The 21,069-nt window shown below is 41.8% G+C and carries 34 protein-coding genes and 1 pseudogene; 29 read left to right on the top strand and 6 right to left on the bottom strand.

Annotation, left to right across the window (positions count from 1 at the left end; genetic code table 11):
- Positions 1-302: 302 nt before the first annotated feature.
- The 13 genes from L4D06_RS06750 (at position 303) to L4D06_RS06810 (ending at position 7,096) form a co-directional block, all read left to right on the top strand.
- Entirely contained in the window at positions 303-695 is a 393-nt protein-coding gene (locus L4D06_RS06750; protein ID WP_429738513.1) for a DUF5958 family protein, read from the top strand.
- A gap of 123 nt (positions 696-818) precedes the next feature.
- Entirely contained in the window at positions 819-1,250 is a 432-nt protein-coding gene (locus L4D06_RS06755; RefSeq protein WP_429738409.1) for a hypothetical protein, read from the top strand.
- A gap of 117 nt (positions 1,251-1,367) precedes the next feature.
- Positions 1,368-1,655: a hypothetical protein gene (locus L4D06_RS06760; RefSeq protein WP_429738411.1), complete on the top strand. Its 288-nt coding sequence runs from the start codon at positions 1,368-1,370 to the stop codon at positions 1,653-1,655.
- A 336-nt stretch (positions 1,656-1,991) separates the two neighbouring features.
- Complete coding sequence (locus L4D06_RS06765; RefSeq protein WP_429738412.1) at positions 1,992-2,204, top strand: hypothetical protein; 213 nt, start codon at positions 1,992-1,994, stop codon at positions 2,202-2,204.
- Positions 2,205-2,333: 129 nt separating this feature from the next.
- Positions 2,334-2,687 carry a hypothetical protein gene (locus L4D06_RS06770; protein WP_429738414.1) on the top strand — a complete coding sequence of 118 codons (354 nt, stop codon included), beginning with the start codon at positions 2,334-2,336 and terminating at the stop codon, positions 2,685-2,687.
- Positions 2,688-2,760: 73 nt separating this feature from the next.
- A complete protein-coding gene (locus tag L4D06_RS06775; protein ID WP_429738416.1) occupies positions 2,761-3,108 on the top strand; it encodes a hypothetical protein in 348 nt (115 codons plus the stop codon).
- 150 nt (positions 3,109-3,258) lie between these two features.
- Complete coding sequence (locus L4D06_RS06780) at positions 3,259-3,597, top strand: cell envelope integrity TolA family protein (protein ID WP_429738417.1); 339 nt, start codon at positions 3,259-3,261, stop codon at positions 3,595-3,597.
- A gap of 147 nt (positions 3,598-3,744) precedes the next feature.
- A complete protein-coding gene (locus L4D06_RS06785) occupies positions 3,745-4,635 on the top strand; it encodes a hypothetical protein (RefSeq protein ID WP_429738419.1) in 891 nt (296 codons plus the stop codon).
- 99 nt (positions 4,636-4,734) lie between these two features.
- Positions 4,735-5,127, top strand: coding sequence for a hypothetical protein (locus L4D06_RS06790; protein WP_429738421.1), 393 nt, complete (start codon positions 4,735-4,737; stop codon positions 5,125-5,127).
- The gene (locus tag L4D06_RS06795; protein WP_429738423.1) at positions 5,114-5,692 is read left to right on the top strand and encodes a hypothetical protein; all 579 of its coding nucleotides are present in this window, start codon (positions 5,114-5,116) and stop codon (positions 5,690-5,692) included. The genes L4D06_RS06790 and L4D06_RS06795 overlap by 14 nt, the downstream gene beginning before the upstream one ends.
- Before the next feature lie 133 nt (positions 5,693-5,825).
- Positions 5,826-6,296 (top strand): DMP19 family protein, encoded by a 471-nt coding sequence (locus L4D06_RS06800; RefSeq protein WP_429738424.1) that lies wholly within the window; start codon positions 5,826-5,828, stop codon positions 6,294-6,296.
- A gap of 85 nt (positions 6,297-6,381) precedes the next feature.
- The gene (locus L4D06_RS06805) at positions 6,382-6,534 is read left to right on the top strand and encodes a hypothetical protein (RefSeq protein ID WP_429738515.1); all 153 of its coding nucleotides are present in this window, start codon (positions 6,382-6,384) and stop codon (positions 6,532-6,534) included.
- Positions 6,509-7,096, top strand: a complete 588-nt coding sequence (locus L4D06_RS06810; protein WP_429738426.1) for a metallophosphoesterase family protein — start codon at positions 6,509-6,511, stop codon at positions 7,094-7,096. The genes L4D06_RS06805 and L4D06_RS06810 overlap by 26 nt, the downstream gene beginning before the upstream one ends.
- Before the next feature lie 196 nt (positions 7,097-7,292).
- Here L4D06_RS06810 and L4D06_RS06815 read toward each other — a convergent pair.
- Positions 7,293-7,773: pseudogene (locus L4D06_RS06815) on the bottom strand (transposase); the annotation flags it as partial.
- Between the two features lie 179 nt (positions 7,774-7,952).
- Here L4D06_RS06815 and L4D06_RS06820 point away from each other — a divergent pair.
- From L4D06_RS06820 to L4D06_RS06835, 4 genes are all read left to right on the top strand, one after another.
- The gene (locus L4D06_RS06820) at positions 7,953-8,378 is read left to right on the top strand and encodes a hypothetical protein (RefSeq protein ID WP_429738427.1); all 426 of its coding nucleotides are present in this window, start codon (positions 7,953-7,955) and stop codon (positions 8,376-8,378) included.
- 92 nt (positions 8,379-8,470) lie between these two features.
- Positions 8,471-9,016: a hypothetical protein gene (locus tag L4D06_RS06825; RefSeq protein WP_274165623.1), complete on the top strand. Its 546-nt coding sequence runs from the start codon at positions 8,471-8,473 to the stop codon at positions 9,014-9,016.
- A gap of 110 nt (positions 9,017-9,126) precedes the next feature.
- Entirely contained in the window at positions 9,127-9,474 is a 348-nt protein-coding gene (locus L4D06_RS06830) for a hypothetical protein (protein ID WP_429738429.1), read from the top strand.
- Positions 9,475-9,596: 122 nt separating this feature from the next.
- Positions 9,597-9,860, top strand: coding sequence for a hypothetical protein (locus L4D06_RS06835; RefSeq protein ID WP_429738431.1), 264 nt, complete (start codon positions 9,597-9,599; stop codon positions 9,858-9,860).
- A gap of 91 nt (positions 9,861-9,951) precedes the next feature.
- Here the strand turns inward: L4D06_RS06835 and L4D06_RS06840 are convergent, their stop codons facing one another.
- Both L4D06_RS06840 and L4D06_RS06845 read right to left on the bottom strand, forming a co-directional pair.
- Positions 9,952-10,161 carry a hypothetical protein gene (locus L4D06_RS06840; protein WP_429738432.1) on the bottom strand — a complete coding sequence of 70 codons (210 nt, stop codon included), beginning with the start codon at positions 10,159-10,161 and terminating at the stop codon, positions 9,952-9,954.
- A gap of 677 nt (positions 10,162-10,838) precedes the next feature.
- Complete coding sequence (locus L4D06_RS06845) at positions 10,839-11,000, bottom strand: hypothetical protein (RefSeq protein ID WP_429738434.1); 162 nt, start codon at positions 10,998-11,000, stop codon at positions 10,839-10,841.
- A gap of 110 nt (positions 11,001-11,110) precedes the next feature.
- Here L4D06_RS06845 and L4D06_RS06850 point away from each other — a divergent pair, with 110 nt between their 5' ends.
- From L4D06_RS06850 to L4D06_RS06890, 9 genes are all read left to right on the top strand, one after another.
- Positions 11,111-11,524, top strand: a complete 414-nt coding sequence (locus L4D06_RS06850; RefSeq protein WP_429738435.1) for a hypothetical protein — start codon at positions 11,111-11,113, stop codon at positions 11,522-11,524.
- Between the two features lie 389 nt (positions 11,525-11,913).
- Positions 11,914-12,459, top strand: coding sequence for a hypothetical protein (locus L4D06_RS06855; protein ID WP_429738437.1), 546 nt, complete (start codon positions 11,914-11,916; stop codon positions 12,457-12,459).
- Between the two features lie 421 nt (positions 12,460-12,880).
- Positions 12,881-13,297, top strand: a complete 417-nt coding sequence (locus L4D06_RS06860) for a hypothetical protein (RefSeq protein ID WP_429738439.1) — start codon at positions 12,881-12,883, stop codon at positions 13,295-13,297.
- Between the two features lie 263 nt (positions 13,298-13,560).
- Positions 13,561-14,037, top strand: coding sequence for an RDD family protein (locus L4D06_RS06865; protein WP_429738441.1), 477 nt, complete (start codon positions 13,561-13,563; stop codon positions 14,035-14,037).
- Positions 14,038-14,299: 262 nt separating this feature from the next.
- Positions 14,300-14,782 carry a lecithin retinol acyltransferase family protein gene (locus tag L4D06_RS06870; RefSeq protein ID WP_274165615.1) on the top strand — a complete coding sequence of 161 codons (483 nt, stop codon included), beginning with the start codon at positions 14,300-14,302 and terminating at the stop codon, positions 14,780-14,782.
- A gap of 218 nt (positions 14,783-15,000) precedes the next feature.
- Positions 15,001-15,690: a hypothetical protein gene (locus tag L4D06_RS06875; protein WP_429738443.1), complete on the top strand. Its 690-nt coding sequence runs from the start codon at positions 15,001-15,003 to the stop codon at positions 15,688-15,690.
- A 235-nt stretch (positions 15,691-15,925) separates the two neighbouring features.
- Complete coding sequence (locus L4D06_RS06880; RefSeq protein ID WP_429738445.1) at positions 15,926-16,543, top strand: GNAT family N-acetyltransferase; 618 nt, start codon at positions 15,926-15,928, stop codon at positions 16,541-16,543.
- 115 nt (positions 16,544-16,658) lie between these two features.
- A complete protein-coding gene (locus tag L4D06_RS06885; protein ID WP_429738446.1) occupies positions 16,659-17,105 on the top strand; it encodes a GNAT family N-acetyltransferase in 447 nt (148 codons plus the stop codon).
- A 134-nt stretch (positions 17,106-17,239) separates the two neighbouring features.
- The gene (locus tag L4D06_RS06890) at positions 17,240-17,488 is read left to right on the top strand and encodes a DUF3297 family protein (RefSeq protein WP_274165612.1); all 249 of its coding nucleotides are present in this window, start codon (positions 17,240-17,242) and stop codon (positions 17,486-17,488) included.
- 82 nt (positions 17,489-17,570) lie between these two features.
- On the opposite strand, the gene L4D06_RS06895 is transcribed toward L4D06_RS06890, so the two are convergent.
- Positions 17,571-17,915, bottom strand: a complete 345-nt coding sequence (locus tag L4D06_RS06895; RefSeq protein ID WP_274165611.1) for a thiamine-binding protein — start codon at positions 17,913-17,915, stop codon at positions 17,571-17,573.
- Positions 17,916-18,177: 262 nt separating this feature from the next.
- Here L4D06_RS06895 and L4D06_RS06900 point away from each other — a divergent pair, with 262 nt between their 5' ends.
- Positions 18,178-18,717 (top strand): dihydrofolate reductase family protein, encoded by a 540-nt coding sequence (locus L4D06_RS06900; protein ID WP_429738449.1) that lies wholly within the window; start codon positions 18,178-18,180, stop codon positions 18,715-18,717.
- 77 nt (positions 18,718-18,794) lie between these two features.
- Here the strand turns inward: L4D06_RS06900 and L4D06_RS06905 are convergent, their stop codons facing one another.
- Entirely contained in the window at positions 18,795-19,505 is a 711-nt protein-coding gene (locus L4D06_RS06905; protein ID WP_429738451.1) for a tRNA (adenine(22)-N(1))-methyltransferase, read from the bottom strand.
- 50 nt (positions 19,506-19,555) lie between these two features.
- Between L4D06_RS06905 and L4D06_RS06910 the strand changes: the two genes are divergently transcribed.
- Positions 19,556-19,711 carry a hypothetical protein gene (locus L4D06_RS06910; protein ID WP_274165608.1) on the top strand — a complete coding sequence of 52 codons (156 nt, stop codon included), beginning with the start codon at positions 19,556-19,558 and terminating at the stop codon, positions 19,709-19,711.
- The gene (locus tag L4D06_RS06915) at positions 19,695-19,979 is read left to right on the top strand and encodes a YkgJ family cysteine cluster protein (RefSeq protein WP_274165633.1); all 285 of its coding nucleotides are present in this window, start codon (positions 19,695-19,697) and stop codon (positions 19,977-19,979) included. Before L4D06_RS06910 ends, L4D06_RS06915 begins: the two co-directional genes overlap by 17 nt.
- A 123-nt stretch (positions 19,980-20,102) precedes the next feature.
- Here L4D06_RS06915 and L4D06_RS06920 read toward each other — a convergent pair whose 3' ends face one another.
- A complete protein-coding gene (locus L4D06_RS06920; protein ID WP_429738452.1) occupies positions 20,103-21,008 on the bottom strand; it encodes a glycoside hydrolase family 17 protein in 906 nt (301 codons plus the stop codon).
- Positions 21,009-21,069: the final 61 nt, after the last annotated feature.

The following is a 21,069-nucleotide window of genomic DNA, read 5'->3' on the forward strand; positions in this document are numbered from 1 at the left end:
CTTTAGGCATACAAATTTTCTACTTAACACGAGAGCAGCTAGCTTTTTGGGGCTGGATTGGGCAAATAAAAGTACTACGTCATTAGAATGTATGGACTGCGGAAAGTTAACGCTTTTTGCCCAAGAGAAAGTTGTGAAACTTCATGACATATCCTGAGTCCGGATTTTTGCATAACAAGGCAATAAACGTGGACGCTTTGTCAATGCGGCAGCTTTTTAAAGTATCGTGAATACAAAGGATTAAAGCAGTTTTGGGTGGCTTGGTAAGCGCCCGTTATTGCGACGTTATACCTATGGCTGATATGACTGTAATTGAGCTAAGAATCAATGAAATAGCCCAAGGTTTTCTTACGGGAGAACAGGGTAATCTATGGTTTTCCAATCTAAATGCAGCGGCAAAATCAGAAACTCTGCGTTCACTATCTAGATTTGTAGTTCAATCGCACCCGACAAATGATGAAGTAAGTAGAGCAATCGTTGAGTCGGGCCTAAACCCAAACTTCACGCCATGCGTGTTGATCAGTAAGTTGGAACTGAAGAGTGCATTGCATAAGATAAATCTGTTACCAGATATAGAGATGGATAAATCGTTGTATTTACTCATATCTCTATTTGCTATAAGTGATTCACGTCGTAGGAGCGTGTCTTGTGTAAACGGATGCAAGCATTGGTGGCACAACCTTAAATCGGTATAACAAGAAAATAAACGCGGACGTTTACTCGTGGCGCATTTTTTCATAGAAACGCTGTGATTTAGGTGCTTCACTCTGCTTTGGCTAGTAAGCGCCCGTTATTCGAACGTTAGGCAAGGGGGCTCGATGAGAGTACGGAAGTTGAGTCTGAGTGTTTCCTTTTCGGAAGATGAACTATCTAATATCAGAAATGTAATTGTAGCGTGGGGTAAGTCCCAAGCTATTGCTGATGACTTCGACGGCTCAAAACTTCACCAGCTGTGTGACTCTTGGGCTGAATTCGTTGACACCGATTGGGATGGTTGGGATATCGCCGAGTACAATCACGATTTAGGAGTGCGGTATTGGCTGCAGCTGGTTCTTGAGAATGCAGGCAGCGAAAATAGCACGAGCTTGCATGAAGCATTGCAGCCGATAGATGATCGCTTCATTAGGGCAGCTCACGAATGTGATTTACTTCGATCAGGCGATGATTCAGTCTTCAATGAAGAAAGCTACTTCTGGCGGAACTCTAGTATTCATCCAGAAATAGGGTTGCCAAATGAGCCAAATGCCTAACAAACGGCTCCAAGCGACAACCAACCGCCGCGTCATTTGTGCCAATGGCGCGAGCGCCAATTTTGGTACAAATCCCACTCTGGCTGGTTGCGCCTGAGCCGGGCCTTATGTTTCATCATGACCGAGAGTAAAATGCCGATTTCAAAGCCACTCGATAGAATATTTGAAGTGTATTGCCATGTGAATGCGACCAATATTGAGCTGCTTTCGGACCATTGCAAACAAGAAAATTGGTCTTACGCAACACCATCGGAATATAAAGATCAACTCTGGCGTGCTATTTCTGAACGTACAATTTCCATCTCTGAATATGATCGTATTACTCGAGAAGAATTTGATACAGAGGAAGGGTTGTATGCTTGGCTTACTGAGGTGTGGAATAAAACCATTGGTGAACCACTGTGAAAACATAACAAGGCCAGGCAGCATTAGCCAAGCAAAGACACGCTTGGCTGGGACGCCCAACACTCCGTTTGCTTTGTGTTGTCGCTCTCCTCCAAAATAACACAAAGCAAACTCCGTATTGGTCGCCGATGCTGGCGGCGTTATATGTCATCGAGATGACTCCACAATGAGCAAGAATCTCTAATTTAAAACTGATAAGTTTAAGACAAATTAAGATATGGCAAAGTTCTTCTTTGATGAGCTGAAAGCAAAAAGTCTTATCCTTGAGAAGCCTATTGATTCAGGTTTATGTGCAGCATCGTATCGCGGATTGATGATGAAAAAGTTGTCTTTTACATGGGTAAAAACGATGAACCATCAGCTCCGCCTTTATGGCAAGTTTTGCCAGAGCAAAAGATTTTGCTATTAAAAGGGCTTTTTGGAAAAGCTGCTCGTACATCTGAAGATAAAGCAAAAGCACTGTTAGAAGATATTGTTCAAAATATACACGGTGCAAAAGATATTGTTCAAAATATACACGGTGCAAAAGATATTGAATGGGCCATATAACAATCGGCTTCAGCGCGAAGCCCAACACTCCAGTTGTCTTGTGTTGATTCGCTGCGCTCCCAACTTAACGCAAGGCAACTTCCGCATTGGGCTCGGCTGAGCCGGGCGTTATAACCTATCGAGAGTTTTGTGCCATTGAAGGATTACTCTGAGGAAGAAGATTTTTATTCTCAAGGTTTCGAAAAGGCCGGAGTTGTTTCGGTATGGCTTGGTATTCAAGATGACGCTGGAGATTCAGAAGATATTGATGTTCTGCAGGATCTGTGTGGTGTCGGCTACTACGACTTAAGCAATCAAGAGAGTGAGTGCTTCGACTATCAGCTGGTGCCAATTTCTAAGTTGCTTGGCAATTTTTCTTACTCAGGTTCATTTTCATCCGAGGTAATGAAAGTGGCTGAGTCAAAGGGTCTACAAGAAGCTAGGTGGGCTGTTCTGAAATACGACTTTGCATATAATCCAAGCAAGGTTCGCCGCAGTATTTGAATTCGCCGGTTATAACAAGGGCAGGCAAGGCGACGCAAAAAACGCGCGCTTGCTGCCAGCGTTAACTGTCTCTATGAAACTAGATCGCACCAAAGAATTGATTCACAGCTCAATAAATGAATCAGAGCCTTATGAAGCATTGGTTCACGTGCTTGAATCTGCAGTTGAGCTTGTGCAAATCCCAGATAATGATTTTTGCTGGTCTTACTGGGAAGATGCAGAGGAGGCTTCGAAAGAGATAACTAAATTTCTAAACATGGCGAAGTCATACGGTTTGCCAGAAAGAGCTGAGGTTGGTGTTATGTTTGCACCGACAGGGCCGCTACAAGAACTCAGCTTAAGTAGCGGCTGGGCTGAGCCGTTTCTTAAGGTTGCTGAGAAATATGACCAAGTAGAGGGGCTATTATGGCCAAACAGGTAACAAGTTTAGGCACGGCGACCCAATACACTCCGCTTGAGTTTTGTGCGGAAAAATACTCGCACAAAACCCAAGCTCCGGCTTTGGGCGCGTGCTAAAGGCGTTAGAACTTTGTAGGGAGTGTTGATGGGAGTGATATCAAAGCAGTGTTGTATGTCCTTGTTGGTGTGCTTTGTTGCTTCGGCCTGTACATCATCAAACTCAGAGGTTAACTCAAGATCTGATACGTCTGAATTAAAAGGGTATGAAGAAATTTACCAACAAAAAATTCAACTTGAACTGATATTAACTAAAAAAATGCTTGGTAAAATATTTACCTTAGATATTCAATTAAGCACAACTGGTCTAGCTTTGAGCGTAGTGTCTTCTGGTGATCGTGAGTTGTGTAAGGCTGGAAAACACGCGGTTTACAGAGTTGGGACGTTTCCGATGCCCAGAGATGAGAATTTGGCCAATGAGCTTAGGCATTTACGGCTGAATATTACTCCCTAGATTTCTATTCTAACAAAGGTTTTGAAGGCGGACGCAAAACATCTCCGCAAATTTTGTTATATCAACTTATGGCGTTTACGGTAGCTTTATTGCGTGAAGCTAATGTTTTTCGTCACTTAGAATGACGTTAGTCATATGAAGAGAATAATGAATCGAATTGTACTTACATTGCTTGCCTCGATAGTTTTGGTTGGATGTGCTTCTAAAACCATTCGAATTGTTGATGGTGGAGGTAAGCCAATTGAAGGTGCGTTAGTTATAAGTGAACAACTCCCATATATATTTCAGTCATGGAAACTAGGTGTATACGTTACTGACGAAAAAGGAGAAGCTGTTGTCGTTAATGATCGTGGCCAAATATTTAGATCTGGATACTTTCCTGTTATTGAAGCATCAGAGTTGACTGATGGTATTCTGTGGGAGGCACCATCGTTTTTTTCTAAACGTACTCCGATATATCCAATCCAAAGAGATGAAAAAATACTCGTCAATACTTCGACCTATAATACTGTAAACCCCATAGATAGTGGAGTATTTTTCATTCCAGTAAGTGTATGCACTTCAAAATTCGTTTCATACAACATTGACAACTCACGAATTAGAGTTAGATCAAATGATGCAGATATCATCTTAAGTGAAAGGTTTTATTTTATCGGCGCTGAAGAGCTTAATAAAGTATCGGAAGCTGAAAGAGAGAACAACATATCTTTCTATTGCAGCGAACCAGATGGCCTATATAAGGTGGGTATCAGTGTCTCTGAAAAGGTGTGGCGAAAAGGCGTTCCTGATCACAAGATAACAATTTTTTCCGCAAAAGTACCCTCTACTGAAATCTATCTTCAGCCAGAAGTTAAGTGCGCCAACGCTGAGAATGTCAGAATGATTACTTTTGGAAAATACCGAGATAAGAAGCCTGATCTTTATTTATCTGCCGGTGTTGCTGACAAACTGAGAGCAATGAGACGACAGATTCCTTGTTCAAATGAAAACACCGACAAAATACTTAATTATTTAGTACGGATTATAAAAATTGGCTAACAAAGCGCTGCTAGGGACAAAACTACGCTGCGCTCCGGTTTGCCCCAGAGCATGGTGTTATATGACTAAATATCTGCAGCAATATTAGGTTACTTGATTATGCTGATACATAATGCGGACAAACATCCTGTGCTCAAAGATACTGATTTATGGGAGTCATATGTCCTCAACTGGCACTTAAAAGATGATGATCTTTTCATTGAGCTTGATATCGTGTTGCTCCCTGAGCATGCCAGCTATACGCCCCCTTCTTCCGATTCATGGGCTTGCTTTAGAGAGGCTAACTTAAGGTTTGTCGGTATCGAGTATTTAAAGGGCTTTGACTCTCTATGTACTAGCAAGCCAGCTATTGACACGACAGGAGAGAAGGACTTTGGACATTTTGAAGAGTTTAAATTCTCAAAGCTCGGAGAATATTTCTTTGAAATTGAGCTTGCGGGAAAGCTGGAACTAAAAGCAGAGAGTCTGGTGCTAGACATTGCAGACATATAACAATGCCATCAAACATAGCGCCCTCCGGGCGCTGGACTCGCAAATATCGCTCGCCGTTTATGGCTGGCGTTATGTGAACTGGATTAATATGAGCAAAAGACGAGCTAGAAACAAGAAAAAACATACGGAAGGTTATAGAAAGCTTTCAGATTACCCTAAGCTAAGTTACGACGCTTGGCATCGCCTGTTTTATACTAAGCGTACTGTAAATAATCCTAAAGAAGCGAGTATATTGAAGTGGGCGCAAAAAACAGCAAGCTATAGGTTTCAGTTCTTCTATTACATCAGTGGTGTAGTGTCTTTTATGATTTGGGCGGCTACGGGTATAGGTTTTGTTACTTTTCTTGGCTACGTTGGTTTAGGTTATGTGTTCTATCGCTATATACGTATGACATGGTCTTATGAAGAGCGTGTTACTTATGAAAGAGAATATCCAGTAAAAACAATAACAGAAGTTCATAAAGAGCTGGTTCACGATGGCTTAGTTACGAGTTTCTGTTCTATTGTAATCACGATACTAATGTTCGTTTTGGTTTATATGTCGAAATCGTTAACAGTACAATAAATTCATGCAGATTCGCAACGCTTGGCACTTTTGGTTTGAATCAGCTTCAGTGTTTACGGCACAATGGTAGAGGTTATGTGGCAGCGTTGCTCACTACTTAATTTGGCGTTAAATTGAAAGTAGAGAAGTCCAAATGGAAAATGTTATTGCAAAGTATGAATCAGGTGAATTGAGCGATAGCGACTTTGTCTATGACGTATATGAGTTGCTGGCCAGCAAATATGATGCAGTAGCGGGATATGATCTACTGAGGGAAAGCGAACAAATATTGGTTCACCCCTTAGAGCTTGAGGGGCAAGTTCTCAATGGTGGGTTTAGCCAGTATTTTGAGAATATGTACGGCGATAATGTCTTTGCAGCCTTGGCTTCATTTAAGAAAATTGGCATGAACGAGGCCTATAAGATCGTGCAAAAGGTAATTGAACTGTTTCCTGATTCAAGTCCAGAAAAAAATGAAGAAGATAGAATTATGCAGTTTGATCTGATGTCAGAAGAAAGCCAAAAAAAGATTGATGATCTTAGTCATCAGTTTTCATTACTAGAAGAGCATAATGCTAAATTATTTATTAGGTATATTTTAGAAAACAAAAGAGAGTTGGTGTAAAAATTTAACAAAGCAATGCAGGGGATATAAACACAAGGAGAGTGCATTGGAAAAGTTTGCAGTATTGTCTGATATTCATAGTAACGTGTTCGCACTTAAAGCTGTTGTTGATGACGCAAAATCAAAAGGGGTGAAAAATTTTATAAACCTTGGAGATATTCTATATGGTCCAATAGCCCCAAGGGAAACTTACGATTACTTACTTACTTTCATTGAATGCTATAACCATTTCAGGTAATCAAGACCGACAGATTTATGAGGCGAAAAAAGCTGAAATAGACTCAAACCCAACAATGCAATTTATCTTAAATGACTTGGGTAGGTCACCATTAGAGTGGATGAAGCAGTTGCCATTTGATTTACAGATAACCCCTGATATTTACGCGTGTCATGGAACACCAGACGATGATCTCGTGTATTTATTAGAAGATATAGTTACCGGTAAGCCAGAAGTTAGAGCTGATCGTGAAGTAATAAAATTATTAAATGGCAGATACTCACCGATCATTCTTTGCGGTCATACTCACACCCCAAGATGTGTTGAGTTATCGACAGGACAGATAGTTGTTAATCCTGGAAGTGTTGGGCTGCAAGCCTACACTGATGATGAGCCTAATATTCACTCAATGCAGAATTATTCATCAAAGGCTTCTTATGCAACATTGCAGAAAAAGCCTGATGACAAATGGGACATAACGTTTCATAGAGTTACTTATGATATCCAAAGAGCAACGAGCGCTGCTAAAGCGCAAGGCAGAGAGGATTGGGTGCACTTTTTGTCCACAGGTCGGTGCTTATAACACATATGAGCCCTTCTCCGGTCAATACGCAATAGCATTCTTTTGGCTGCGTCAGCAGCCAATGCTTTCGAACAACAAAGCCGTCTACTTCGTTCTGTCTTTTCCGCCATTAAGTCGTTGCTTACGGCAAACACATATAGAGGGGCTCTTACTGCGGTCTCACCGCTGCCTGCCACTTGTGCGCCAAGGCAGACAGCGCTTTTGCCTTGCTCTTCACCAAGCGGGAATAAGAGGCAAAGTGTTGAACGAAAGGAAAACGTTGAATACTCCCAATCTCATACAAAATCGTCAGCGCAAGAATACGGCCAATGCCGGGTACAGTTTGAAGCAGCAGATAGTCTCTCGGGTTGTGCTGTTTGGCGTTTTTTCTCGATAAAGCACTCCACATGGGGGAGTTCTTTGGTGTAGAAGCCAATCATATTGAGGTCGATATCGATGTTGCGGTTAATCGCCGGTTCATTGAAGCGATTACGCACTTCTTCTCTGGAATAGGGATAACGGAGGGCGAGATTGGGTGACGGCACATTGTATTGGGTAAAGGTGTTCGACACATGGGCTTTAAGGTGCGCACCGTGGCGCACGAGTTTGCCTGTTGCGTCGAGAATACAGACGTAAAGAATGTGTGCATGCAGATCGATGCCGCAGTAATAGTTATGCTGTTGGTTATAAAATCTCATTGAGTCTTCTCCGTTTTGGTTTTGTCGCCTTCCAGCTTAGCCCGAGGGTTAAGCTGGAGGAGAAGGCTCAATGAGTATTAAGGTCATCAACCATCGCTACTTCGAGGCTGGACAGCCACAGCCTAAAGCGCACTTCGCTCGCGGCTGCTGGTTATGGGGTGATATGCACTAGGTGTGGTATGAAGCTCGAATTCAATCATAAAGAATATTTGGAAATAAGATCCTCTGACCACGGCACTGCTGGTATTGGATATGATTGTCAGCTAACGCTTGGTTTCCAATCGGAATATGTGCATGGCCAGACGGAAACTTGGGTAGATGGCCCCGAAATGGAACAGTTTATTGAGCAGTTAAGGATGGTTGAAAAAACACTATCTGGTGAAGCTACTTTGAGTGCAACGAGTCCCGATGAACTTCTGATCGAACTTACACCAATAGATTTGCTCGGCCACTACAGCTTCAAAATAAAAACTGGTCACCGATATTTCGTACATTCAAAAATGAGCATTGCAAGTGCTGAAGCTGAATTCCCTCTCTATGGGCAGCAAGTTATTGAAATATGTATCTCACTGGCTTCTTATTTTGAATCAAAGCTGAGTGCGTAATAATCCCATTAAACATCGCGCCCTACGGGCACTAGACTCGCAAAAAATGCGCTCGCCGTTTATGGCTGCGTTAGGCTACTAAGGAATTCAGTATGCTGCTTCAAACAAAGGACAAAACTCAGGAACTGCTGAACACAATTTGGTGTGATGATTACTATGTAGTAGCAGCTGGTGAAAGTGCTCCAAGCAAAAGCCAGCTAAATGGTTTCGCACAAAAGTTCGGTGTTAAATTTCCAAAGGAGTACGTGGCTCACTCTGTTAACCCCTTTGGAGGTTTATATCTCGAAGTTAAAGAAGAATATTGGCCAAGAGCTAGCGTCGGAGAAGTCGGTCCTTTTTGGTCATTTTTGTACGGATTGACCACTTACGCATTTAGTGACGAAGCACCTGATTGGATGCGTATTGATATAGCTGCATCTGAATTCAAAGATATGGGCCACACAGTGGTGCCAATTCTAAAAGTAATGGGAGATGCGGATGTTTATTGTGTCAATGAATTAGGTGACATTGTCCGTTGGTCACACGAGGAAGACATCTTCGAGTCATTTGACGGTGGTTTCTTTGATTTATTGAGCTTCGAGTTAAAGGAGTTAGAAGACCGGCGTGTCAAAAAGGTAATAAATCTATCAAGCGAATGAGCGAGGGATGTTTAGTCGTGTCGCATTTGTCAAAGAAACGCTGTGACTTAGGCGTTTCAATCAGTTTGGGTTTGTAAATGCCCTTTGTTTGAACGTTAAGGCTCTAAAGTATGGCACTACCTAAAAATAAATCTCGTAAGATTGTGGTAGACGATGTTGAGTACCGCTTTGCGATTTCTATATCATGGAAAGATAATGGCGAGTTTGATTTCAATATTACAGTACAGAGTGAAAAGTCTAATGCTGGAAAACTAATTCTTAAAGGTCTTGTGACCCGAAATTTCTGGTTAGATTTCTCCGACCTTGTAGGTGAGAAAATTAAAAAGGACTTATACCCCACAATAACGCCAAAGCACATTGAGTATTTTATTAAATTGGCAATTGATAAAGGTTGGAAACACTCTCAAAACGGTGATAATTTCAACCTTGTAGTAAACAATAAACAACTGGGGCTATAAAGTCTTAACATGTCGTTTTCCCCGACCACTTTACTTGGCTGTTTTTTTTCATAAGAGGTGAAAAAAGGCAGTCAAGATCGGCGGTAAACTTAGCGTTAGGTAGGGGAGGTATCGAGAGCATTATGAGAAATCCTGAAAGAATTGATGAAGTTTTAGATATGATAGGAATTATCTGGAAGAAGAATCCTGATATCAGGTTTCAGCAATTAATTTACACACTACAAAGTGAATACTCTTATAATCACAATAATGTAGGAAAAATTGAATCAACCACTCCCGATGGTTTTACACAAATAGGTTACGATCTATTTAATACTGAAGATGATCAATTCATAAATTATCTAAGAGAACGAATTAGACAGGGTGCTCAAGTTGGCAATACCTAACAAAGTGTCCGCCTAAACGGTCGAACATCAAAGGATTAGCACGTGCAATATGGCTGGTATGCCATTTATAGATAACGTCTTTTTCACGGTGCTACTGTGCATTGCCAGGCATTCGGTCGACTCGCTTGATGGTATGTTTAGCAGTGTTCATGACGTAAACGGAACGCCCGAATTTAGTGAGCGTGAGGTTAGCCCCATCGAGAGAGGATGGGTTCGCAAGTATCAGTGACTGAAGCCATTTTTTATGAATAATGGGACACTGAGTTTGTAGAATATCTTGTAGAATTTGAATATCGCGCATCGTTGCTTCCTTTTGTTGAAATGTGGTTTTTGGCGAAATTCATTAGATCAAAAGGGGCGATGCGCGTCCTTCTCATTGCTTAGGATAGGAATCTTGAGCGGGTTAGCTAGATTTCAACGTTAGGCACCATAGGTTACAAATGTGCGGTTCGATATTGATAGTGTTGTATGGTCTTGTGGTTTCGTTCGGTGCAGTGGCGGGGACTTGTACGCAGGGAGATGATGGACGCTTTTATGTTTCGATGGTGTACGGTTCATTTCTGTTCTTACTCATTATGGTCACACTTTGGCGTGGAAGAGAAAATACAGTATTTATCTGGATTAACCCGATAATTGCTTTGTTGGTTTCTATGTCTGTGACTTATTTCTGGACACCTTTTGTCATTGAAACAACCATTGAGGGTCATCATTTTTGTGGCAAAGTATTCGATTCTTACATGGGCGAACCCTATTACTTGGATAGAGGCATACCAATGTTTCATATTGCATTCTCGTTGGCAATTTTCATGTTTTCATGTTGGAAGTTAATGAGGGTAAAGAAGGTTAGTTTGTGGTGACAAGATGTCTAACACGAGACTATTGCATCAATAGCTAATTCAAACTCTGTGTCTCGCTTCACATGACGCCATCGGGTAGCATCGAATTTAGAATGACAACCATCTTTCTGATGAAGGAATGCTAGCGACTTTTTTGGATTTTTTGCTTCAACGAGTCTTTGGAAAGTAGTGATTTAGTGCGAGAAACGGACTTGCGAAGAATGACTTTGCCACGGTAATTAATCGCGTGTAGAGAGAAGTGGTGTTTGCTAAGCGCAACATCGCAAAGAATTCTTGAAGACATGGAACCTCCTGTTTTCAAAAGGCACCAAAATTTTCCAAATTCACATGAGAGAGGGCCCATGTGATGCGTTATGTCGCACTTCAAATTTAAAGCTAAGGGGTCGGGTTATTATGGCCGAAAAATTGAAAGTTATATTTTGTAATCTCATATATGTTCTTGGGTTGGTTGTTGCTATTTTTTCAATAGCTTATATAAATGCTGGAACAAATGTAAACGATGGGCGTGGCTTTGGTGAATACGCAGGGGTTTGTATGATGCTTGTCATGCTTCCCTTGTCGATGTTTTTATTTTATTTGGAAAATATCATTGGTTGTAAGTCTCGGATTTTTACAATGAGGCGAGCGTTCTTTGTTATTTCACTTTCGGTGTTTTTTATTTCTACAGTGAGGTATTTATACTACGAAATCTTCTATTTACATGTTCACAAAAACTTTGGTGTCCCTCCTGAAGGATGGCAGAATATTGTTGCCTTACTAGTATGTTTGTTTTTTCTGTTTCTGTCTTCTAGATGTAAGAAAATATGATTTAACCATAATGATGGGCATGATATATATGAATAATTATCGTGAAACCAATACTTAACTTTGGTGCTGAAAGTTCCCTCATAATTAGCCCAGCCTTGATGAATGTGTTAGTCTCTTATATTGCTGTTAATTGATGAAAAATCGTCGATGCTAAAGGTGTTGGCTTGAAAGTCGTATTTCCATTTGGCTTTGTCGTAATGAGACCGTTCCATCACATCAGTATCTGAACACACGCTTTTGAATCGTAGCATCTGTCAGTACTAACTTGTGTGATTCTGCAGTAAACGGCTTAGGCTTCAATGATTGATTTTTGGTGTTTATTCGTCACACACGACGCTTTCTCTGAGCATAGAGCTTCTGATAACAACCATCTTTAGTGATTAATAAAAATGAAAATTATAGAAAAAGGTAAAACGATCTATACGTCGGCGATTTTGTCTTTACTAAATGATGCTGAGGGTTATATAGAAAATATTGAACGAACCTGGCGAGGGGATATTCCGATTACTGGGATATCACTCGATGCGATTCCTTGGTTCGGGCAATTTTCACTCTCATTGAGAACCAGCTCTGATTATCCTAGAAATGGATTGCGCTACGATTCAGCTGATTGGGAGCATTATGACTTTGTCTCGAGTTCTACTAATCCAAAGGTTAAAGAAGCTTTAGAGTATATGAAGTACATGTATGGTGATGAAAGCCGAGATAAGGCCGATTCTTCACATTTACACTTTATAGCGTGCGCCAAAGCGCTTCTAGATACTTCCGTTGCTTCAAAACTAGGATCGCTTGGCATCAAAGCGCCTGAAGTATCTGATCTGCCGATTAAATCTTCATTTGAGTATGTGGTAACTGATCCTGATTCCACCATTTCAGGAAACTACTGTGATTTTATTGTTTCAAACAGAGTTCTTTCGAGGATTCGAAATGCCTAACACATATGAATCCTTCTGCAGTTGCAAGGTAATAGGTTAATAGACGACTGTGTGAGAAGTCACTGCTTTCGGGCCACAAAACTGTCTATATCGTATTGCAGATGAAGTATTGCACTTTAAGCAAGCGACCATTTTTTGTGAGTACATGAACGAAGCAACATTCGTTTTGAGATAGTTCAGCAAGATGAAGAAGTATCTGCGAGGGAAAAGTACAGTTGTGTATTGGTTAGCTGATGATGTATCTGACAATAATCTCAAGTCTTGAGGTGCTAGGAGCCAAGTTGTATCGTGGCCCAATGGAAATTGAAAACGGTATAACAATTTGCCAGTTAGACGATCTTTTGGGGAACTTAATTGGCTTACATGGAAAGCCATATAAAAAGGCATGATTAGTACGTAAGGTTATAAATTAGGAGATACTATGAGAAATGGATTGTATTTGTTTTTATTCTTGGCCTTTCCTGTATTTTCGGGATTTAAGTGGGATATTCCATATGAGGATTTTGGCAATTATACCGGAAATCGGTATCTTACAGACTTGAAAGTAGGGGATGAATCTACGTTTTATGGTGAAACCTCATACTTTTGCTCTGATGAGAATGGGGAGTTATCTATCTATGGTTTAACTGTGATTGGAGAAGGGGATAATAAAGTTAAAATGCTTCAGGGAGGAATGGTTGACTTAGTTGTTCCTGATCCCATCGAATTTTTTGCTCAAAGAGTTTGGGATGACTCTTATGCCGATTGTAGTTGGTGGACACCTGGAAAAGGAAAAAATATCATGTTGATTAACAGCATTAACGGTAAAAAATCTTTTTCTAGCCTACTAGGTAATTGAACCAAAAATACAAAGAATAAGCACTGGGATGAATGTCGAGGACATGTCACATCAATCTGACGGGAAAGGTCGATTGATGAGCGCGGATAAAGGCATACTTCAATTGGACTGATTGGCGAAAGTACGCCGCGATTTTTTGATATGTCGCGCTCTTTTCTAGTGCGTTAAAACGCTTTCTTTGAGACGACGAATTTCTTCGCTTTCATCAGAATTGGTATGGGTAAGTCCATAAATTTCAAAGCAATTTACATTGAAGGAAGACTATGGACAGAAATGAGCCTCAAATTGGGAGTTTGCTTAATGCTGAATTGGATCGTGCCAAAGCGCCGAAAGAACACAATTTTGAAACTCGGAAATTATCCACTGCGCCGCTTAATTATCGATTTTTAGCGCAGACGACAGACTCTTTGATCAGTATACTGATTTTTATGGGGAGTTTTTACGTGTTAGGTAAATCTGGGCTAGACACAGAGAATGTGCGTATCTATTCACTGGTTGTTTCCGTGTCTTACTATCTTTTTAGCGACGCCTTACCTAAGGGGAAGAGCATTGGGAAAAGATTATTCAAGATTTCTGTTATAGACAAAAAAACAGGTGCATATTGTTCGTTGATTCAATCATTTTTTAGAAATTTTCTTTGTCTTATTCTCGGTTTCATTGATTCAATATTTCTATTGGGTAAGAAAAGAAGACGTTTGGGTGATTTATTGGCTAGAACCATTGTGATTAAAGATACATAGCTTGAAAGCTGGTTTTATTGTATGCGGCTTTTTTCGTTATCAGCGCAGCAAGGACTCTGGTCTTTTTTACCTATACTAGGTCAATTGGGTGAGTATGTTGCCGTATGAATTTTTCGATGCTGCGTCAATCAAACTCTCAATATGCACATCGAAACATATCATGGTAGTGAGTTAAGCAATGGTTTGACAGCCTTTCAAACAAGAGTTGGTTCCTGTAATAAGTTGTCTTGTGAAGCGACTGAGATATGTGCAATGGAGTGTTATGAACACATTAAGTGTTAAACCAGGTGATATTGTAGCAACGGATTTTGGACTCTATGAACACTGGTCAATTGTTACTGACAAACTGTGCGACCAAGGGTTGTATATGCTTATATCAGCGACAAAACGTAATGGCACGGTGATTGAAGAGCCTTGGAATGTGGTTACCCAAGGAAAAAAGACAATTGTAAGTAATGTGAGTTCTCTTAATACCATTGATGAAATGCTCCAAAAAGCCCGCACTCAGATAGGTAGATGGAAGTATTCTGTCACAGATAATAATTGTGAACATTTTGTAACGTGGGCGTCAGGAGCGAAAGTCACATCAAATCAGTTAGCGAGCGGTTTAACTGGTGGCACAGTTGGTGCGGGTTTAGTTGCGGCATGTTCAGAAAATCCAACAGCTCTTAAGTTGCTTGGAGGCTTTGTTTTAGGTGTAGGGATAGGAGTTGCGGCTTCGAAAATTACGAATAAGAGTAGTTGACTCGTTCTAAAATCCTGAAGCAAGACGAATCAGTAACTTATGTCGAAATGAATTGTGTCGTTTGAGGGAGCTTCGCGGCGTAGATTTGTGCGTTCTACCCTTTAAATACGACTTGAACAGAATGAAATCATCGATAAAGAAATGTATTGGTTTACTATGGAACGAGTACAACATGCATGCTTCATGGTGATTGTCAGTTTTGAATTCAAGGGGATAAATTGAAGCTTGTATTGTTACCTGGCATGGATGGTACTGGAAACTTATTTGATGAATTCGTCTCATTCTATAGAGGTGAAACTGCCATAATATCATTCCCACATTTAGGCAGTCAGTCGTACGAAGACTTGTCAGCGTTTGTCGTTTCAAAGCTCCCAAAAGAGGATCACATACTGCTAGCTGAGTCGTTTTCAGGTGGTTTAATCCCGCACCTTATTCAGCACGATAACAAACATACAAAAGGTATTATCTTTGTCGCTAGTTTTCTTAGTTGCCCTCGTCCGTCTTTAATTCGTTTGGTTTTGTTACTTCCTATCAAACGTTTGTCATCAATCCCTGGTGCAAATTTGATGCATCGATTGTTGTTTTTGGGCTGGGATGTACAAGAGAGCATTGTCGCTACGTTTACGTCCACAATCAGCAATTTGCCTGAAGCCACCCTGAAGAGTAGGTTGAGATCCATTCTAAGCTTGAAAAATACAATGGCATCTCATAGTTCATTACCTTGTGTGTATATTCGTCCAATTAGCGACTTGCTTATTCCTGAGGGGAAGGCGAAAGAAATACCGACGTCATTTACAAATTGTTCGTATAGGCCAATCGTTGGCTCTCACTTTATATTGCAGTCTTCACCTCAAATGTTGGCTAATGAAGTGAGGCAGGCGGTGCTGCATATAACAAAAAATTCGTGAGGCATTGGGTGATTGTCTTTGCGCTTCTATGTAGATTTCGCTGAAAGTTCTTTGCCATAACTTATCTACAAAGCCGATTATGTGTACCTACGGGCGTTGTTTCCTAAATCATTGATCTAATCATCGGCGCAGCGATTCAGATCATCAATGTGATGAACAAAGTCACAAGACTCGGTATACCTGCGAGTTACCGAGTTGAGTAATATGTATTATGCTCATAGGATCAGTACGTTAGATGAGTGATTTGATCAACAGCGCCGTTTCTACATTTCACAATGAGAGAATCATCACGATGGAAACCAGCAGACTCATTTTACGACGTTGGAAAAGTGAAGACTATCAGCCATTCGCTCGTTTAAATTCAGACCCTGAGGTCATGCGTTATTTTCCATCGACTCTCTCACGTCATGAAAGTGATATGCAAGCAACTCGACTTCAGTCACTGATTTTAAAAAGAGGTTGGGGCTTTTGGGCCATAGAGCTTAAAGCAACGGGTCAATTTATCGGATTTGTGGGTTTACATTACCAACACGAAGCTAGTGGTATTCCAAATGCTCCGTTTGTAGAGATAGGTTGGCGGTTGTTAGCTGAATATTGGGGAGAGGGTTACGCGTCAGAAGCTGCGCAACAATCACTTCACTTTGCCTTTCAAGAATTAGGCGCTTCAGAGGTTTATGCCTTTACTGCACTGCAGAACATCCCATCTCAACGCGTTATGTTGAAGCTTGGTATGACCAATAGTCATCAAGACTTTGATCACCCTCAACTCCCCAAAGGCCATGAATTGGAGCGGCATTGCCTATATAGAATTAGTCGTGAGCAATGGCTAGAGAGTGATACGACAGTGATCTGATTAACTGCCGTCGATTTTGTTGCAAACGCACTATGTGTAAATAAATTATTGCTGTTTATTCATCGCTTTAAGTCCGTTATCATCAAACCAAAGTGCACAGAATTTTGAAGGGAATATGGATATTCAGCCAGCCAAACCTAGTGATATATCGGCGGTACAACATTTGATTGCGATGGTGTCAGAGCTTGACGTTCTGCCTTTGTTCAACGCTCAAGGGAAAGAAGAATACAAGACGCGAGTGCTACCAGATATCGAGTCAACATTTGATGAAAGCATGTTTACAGCGATAAAAGCTGAGCATGATGGCGAAATGGTGGGCTTTGGTGCGCTTCGAGACGGAAACTATGTGACGCATCTGTTTGTGTCTAAATCTTGTCAAGGGACTGGGTTGGGCAGAAAATTACTTAGCTCATTATTAGATTCGACGTCCCACAAAGAAATTCGTTTACGTTCATCCGTCAATGCAGTTTGTTTTTATGAGCATCACGGTTTTGAAGCGATGGCTGAAGAAGAATCGTTTAACGGGATACGGTTTGTGCGCATGTCCTTGGTTCGTCCATAACGGTTTACCAAGAACGGTTTGTGCTGGTCTTTTTGTACCTTAAAGGTTTGTTGCAACGATTTATAACGCAGTATCTTGAGCGCGAAAGGCATATTGTCTACAATGTCGCACTTTTATATCTACAGGTCATGACCATGAACGACACTACTTCGCTTCCAGCTTTGCCGGATCGCCTATCAGGCAACCCACGCAGCCCACACCATGTTGCTGAGTGTTTCGAGCACAACATTGGTATTCGCCTTAACGGCAAAGAGCGTTTCGATGTCGAAGAATATTGCATCAGCGAAGGTTGGGTAAAAATCCCTTCACCGAAAGCATTGGATCGTCGCGGTCAACCGCTTTTGATCACGCTGAAAGGCACGGTTGAAGCCTATTACAGCTAAGAGTTTTTCGGTGTTACTACCGACACTTTTAGACACTAAGAAGAGAGCCTGAGGTAATTGGGCTCTCTTTTTTTATGGGCGTTTATGCTTTATCGACAAACATATGGTTCGCTTTAGTCACACCACGATCGTACGTACAGAAGGTGTCTGTGGCGGCTTCTGTTTTGCTATGGATTTTGATGTTGGTGATCACTTCAAGCGCTCCCGCATCGTAGCAGGCTTGCTGGGCGGCTTTAACAATATCCAACAACTGATTGAGTTCGCCGCGCATCGTGGTCTCCATTGCGCCAACTTGATAAGGAACATTGGCGGCCTTCACAACCTCAATAGCCTTATCTACCACTTCAAAATTATTGCCTTCTTTTAACCTTGGAATAACTTGGAATGCGACATAGACATCTTTGATTTGGGGATTATTTACTGACATGGGTGTGCTTTCTCGAATAGTAAAGATCTCGCGCATGTTATCAGTTTCTAGGGTTTGCGCTAGCGGCGAATTCTGTTGATTGACGCCATGATTGAATTTCGTCTAACCTTCTTTATTTGTAGAAATTACTTGTTATGAGAGCCTGCTTGAAAGGCCATTTTTGGGGCGTATTCTGGCGATGTTTCCCCGTGTTAATCCGCTTTCGTATTTTAGTGAACCAGAGGATAATGCCGCATTCGCAATGTGTGCTTAGAGGTGTTAGATGAAGATTGTTGCTTATATGGCGCAAAGTCTTGATGGGTTTATTGCTGGTGTGAACGGTGAATTGGACTGGCTAGAAACAATTGAAAACCCTGAAGGCAGTGATTTTGGTTTCGCTGAATTTATGGATTCGGTTGATGCATTGCTGATGGGACGAAATACCTTTGAAAAGGTGCTGTCGTTCGGCATGTGGCCATATAACAAGCCCGTCTATGTGGCGAGTAACTCCCTGTTGGAAGTGCCTGAAGAATTGGCGTGTAAAGCGCATATTATCTCGGGCGAACTGCAAAGCATGTTGTCGCAGATGCAACAACAAGGTATCAACACGGTTTACTTGGATGGCGGTAAGCTGTTTCAAAGCGCACTGCGTTCTGGTGTTTTGAATGAAATGACGATCACTTCGGTCCCAGTTGCTCTTGGGCAAGGGATTTCGTTATTTGGTGATTTAGAAAACCAAGTACAGTTGAAGCTTGAAAGTTCAGAAGTCTTGTTGAATCAATTAGTGAAAACTAAGTATCGTGTTGTACATCAGCAAGGGTAAGTCATGCGTGATTTATCGTTCAACTGCCCTTCAATCGGCCTTTGATCATGGAAGGGGCATTTTGCCCCTTTTTAAAATCATCCTAGACTGTTTTCCAGTCCCATCTGATTTCTGTTAAGCGTGACGGCTTGGTACGCCTCGATGATGTGTCCGCCTATAGCTGCATTTCCCCTCTGAATTCGCGAATAGTGCGCCAAGGACTTAGTGAGGTACCTTTGGGTAATATGAGCTTGATCGTCGCAGTACGCATGCCAAATTTTCTCACCGACAGGGCTTACGGGAGCCTGCTCATTCGTACGGTTTGATACCAGTATAATTTCATAGAAACGTTGGTTGTCTTCGACTAAGACTTCGTCTTTTAGGCTAAACGCCATCTCAATCAGTTTTTCACGCAATACGAACTGGTGGTGCACGGGGCACAGCAGGAAATCAATCTCCATATCCGGATGTGAGCGATGAATAGCGCTAACGAATTCGTTCATCAGATCTCCACCGACACCTGCGATAATCACTAGATGCGTTCCCTGATAATCGACCAGCGGTAACGTGGCGACGTCGATGCAATGGGTTTGCCATTGAGACGAGACATCTGGGTAGAGCCGATTCAAATGTGTTTCTAGCGTCACCATGAGATTTGGCACGATATCGACGAAGTGTACCTTGTCAGCGGCATTTCGTTTTAGCAAAGCCGCGCCCAGAAAACCGTGGTCGCAGCAGCAATCCCAAATGTGGGTGTAGCGCAACGTTACCATCTGCTCAATGTGCTTCAATCTTTTGCTGAGTTTCAAGGAAGTTGCCTGCGAGATGTAAAAAGGGCGCGCATTGTAAGGCTTTTCTCATGTTTAGCGAAGCTGGTTTAAAGCGATTTGGTGTGAAAAATGGCGACGGTGGCGTCAATCAAATTTTGCATCAGTATTTAGAAGGATTTCACTGCTTTTTGAAGTATTATGCGGCAATTGAGTTAACCGTAGATGTCTATGACTATCCCCGTTAAAAATGTGACGCCAGAAGTATTGTGCTCTAACTGCCGAGCATGTTGTTGTCGTTTGGAAGTGATGATCATCACTGATACTGGTGTTCCTGAAGAGCATATTGCTTATGACCAGTGGGGTGGAGAAACCATGTTACGTCTAGATGATGGTTGGTGCTCTGCGCTAGATCGCGAGACATTTATGTGCACTATCTATGAAAACAGACCTTGGATCTGCAGAGAGTTTGAAATGGGCTCTTGGGAATGCAAAGACGAAAGGAAAGGACTTTAGGGTGTGCTTACGCGATGCTGTGCAATAGGGCATTGCGGGTGAGACACTCCGCGTTTAGTGCACGAAAGAAAATGGGCAGATTATCTGCCCATTTTTTATTTGGAGTTATAGGTGTGCTAGAGATTAATCAAACAGTTCCTGCATCACCAGCTTTGGTGTGCGATCAACCTTGAATAAGCCCCAGTGTTTTTCTGGTTCTTGAGGGTGAGAGTCGCCTTTCCACGGCTCATCAAATGCTTCAAACACGAATGTGAGGATTTTCTCTTCACGTGTCCAGTTTAGCAATTGCTCGTAGTAAGCGGCTTGCAGTTCTTCTGAAGCATTCCACTCGTCAATCCCGCGACCATTTGAGGCGGTTGCCCAGCCGGCTTCTGTAATAATGACAGGCTTGCCAGGGTAACGGTCGGCAACAGCGAAGTAGTTTTGCTTGGTGTATTCCAATGCGTCATCAATGGTTTTGTATTCCCAAACCGGATAGGTGTGCAAAGAAATGAAGTCTAGCGCTTCTACTAAATCATCCAGCTTGTAGGTCCAAGGAACATAGTTCTCGCAAAACGTGACTGGCTGTGAAATCGCAGACTTAACACGCTTAACATGTTCAACCAGTTTCTCCACAGAGATCAGGTGATCAGTCCATTCAACACTCGCTTCGTTACCGACAGAGACATATCCCACGGTGTCAGGATAGGCATTTGCTAGGTCGATCAATCGTTCAATCTCTTGCTTGTTTGCTTCTTGGTTTGCAGCCAGCGTTTCCTCACTGAACTGTGCACCCCAAGGGCAATCTGGGTTGTTCATTTCAGCGCCGACATCTGCTCCAAGCATGACTTTGAAATCCAGACCTTCGTTTTTTATTACGTCTAACACCAAACGTGCATGCGTGCTGCAATCGTATAGGCGTAGGGCTGACCAGTTTTGAGAAAGGATAAGTAAATCCTCTTTCACTTGGTTGTAAGAAGGATAGATCCCTTCGCGAGGGTTTTGACCTTCTCGGTACCCCGAATAACAAATAGCGTTTCTGTATTCCATAGTGTTATACCTTGTTTCCTTATTTTTATAGCTAATAGAAAAAGACGGCTAGAGAATGCGT

It is taken from the genome of Enterovibrio makurazakiensis (assembly GCF_050336585.1).
Lineage (GTDB): Bacteria > Pseudomonadota > Gammaproteobacteria > Enterobacterales > Vibrionaceae > Enterovibrio > Enterovibrio gelatinilyticus.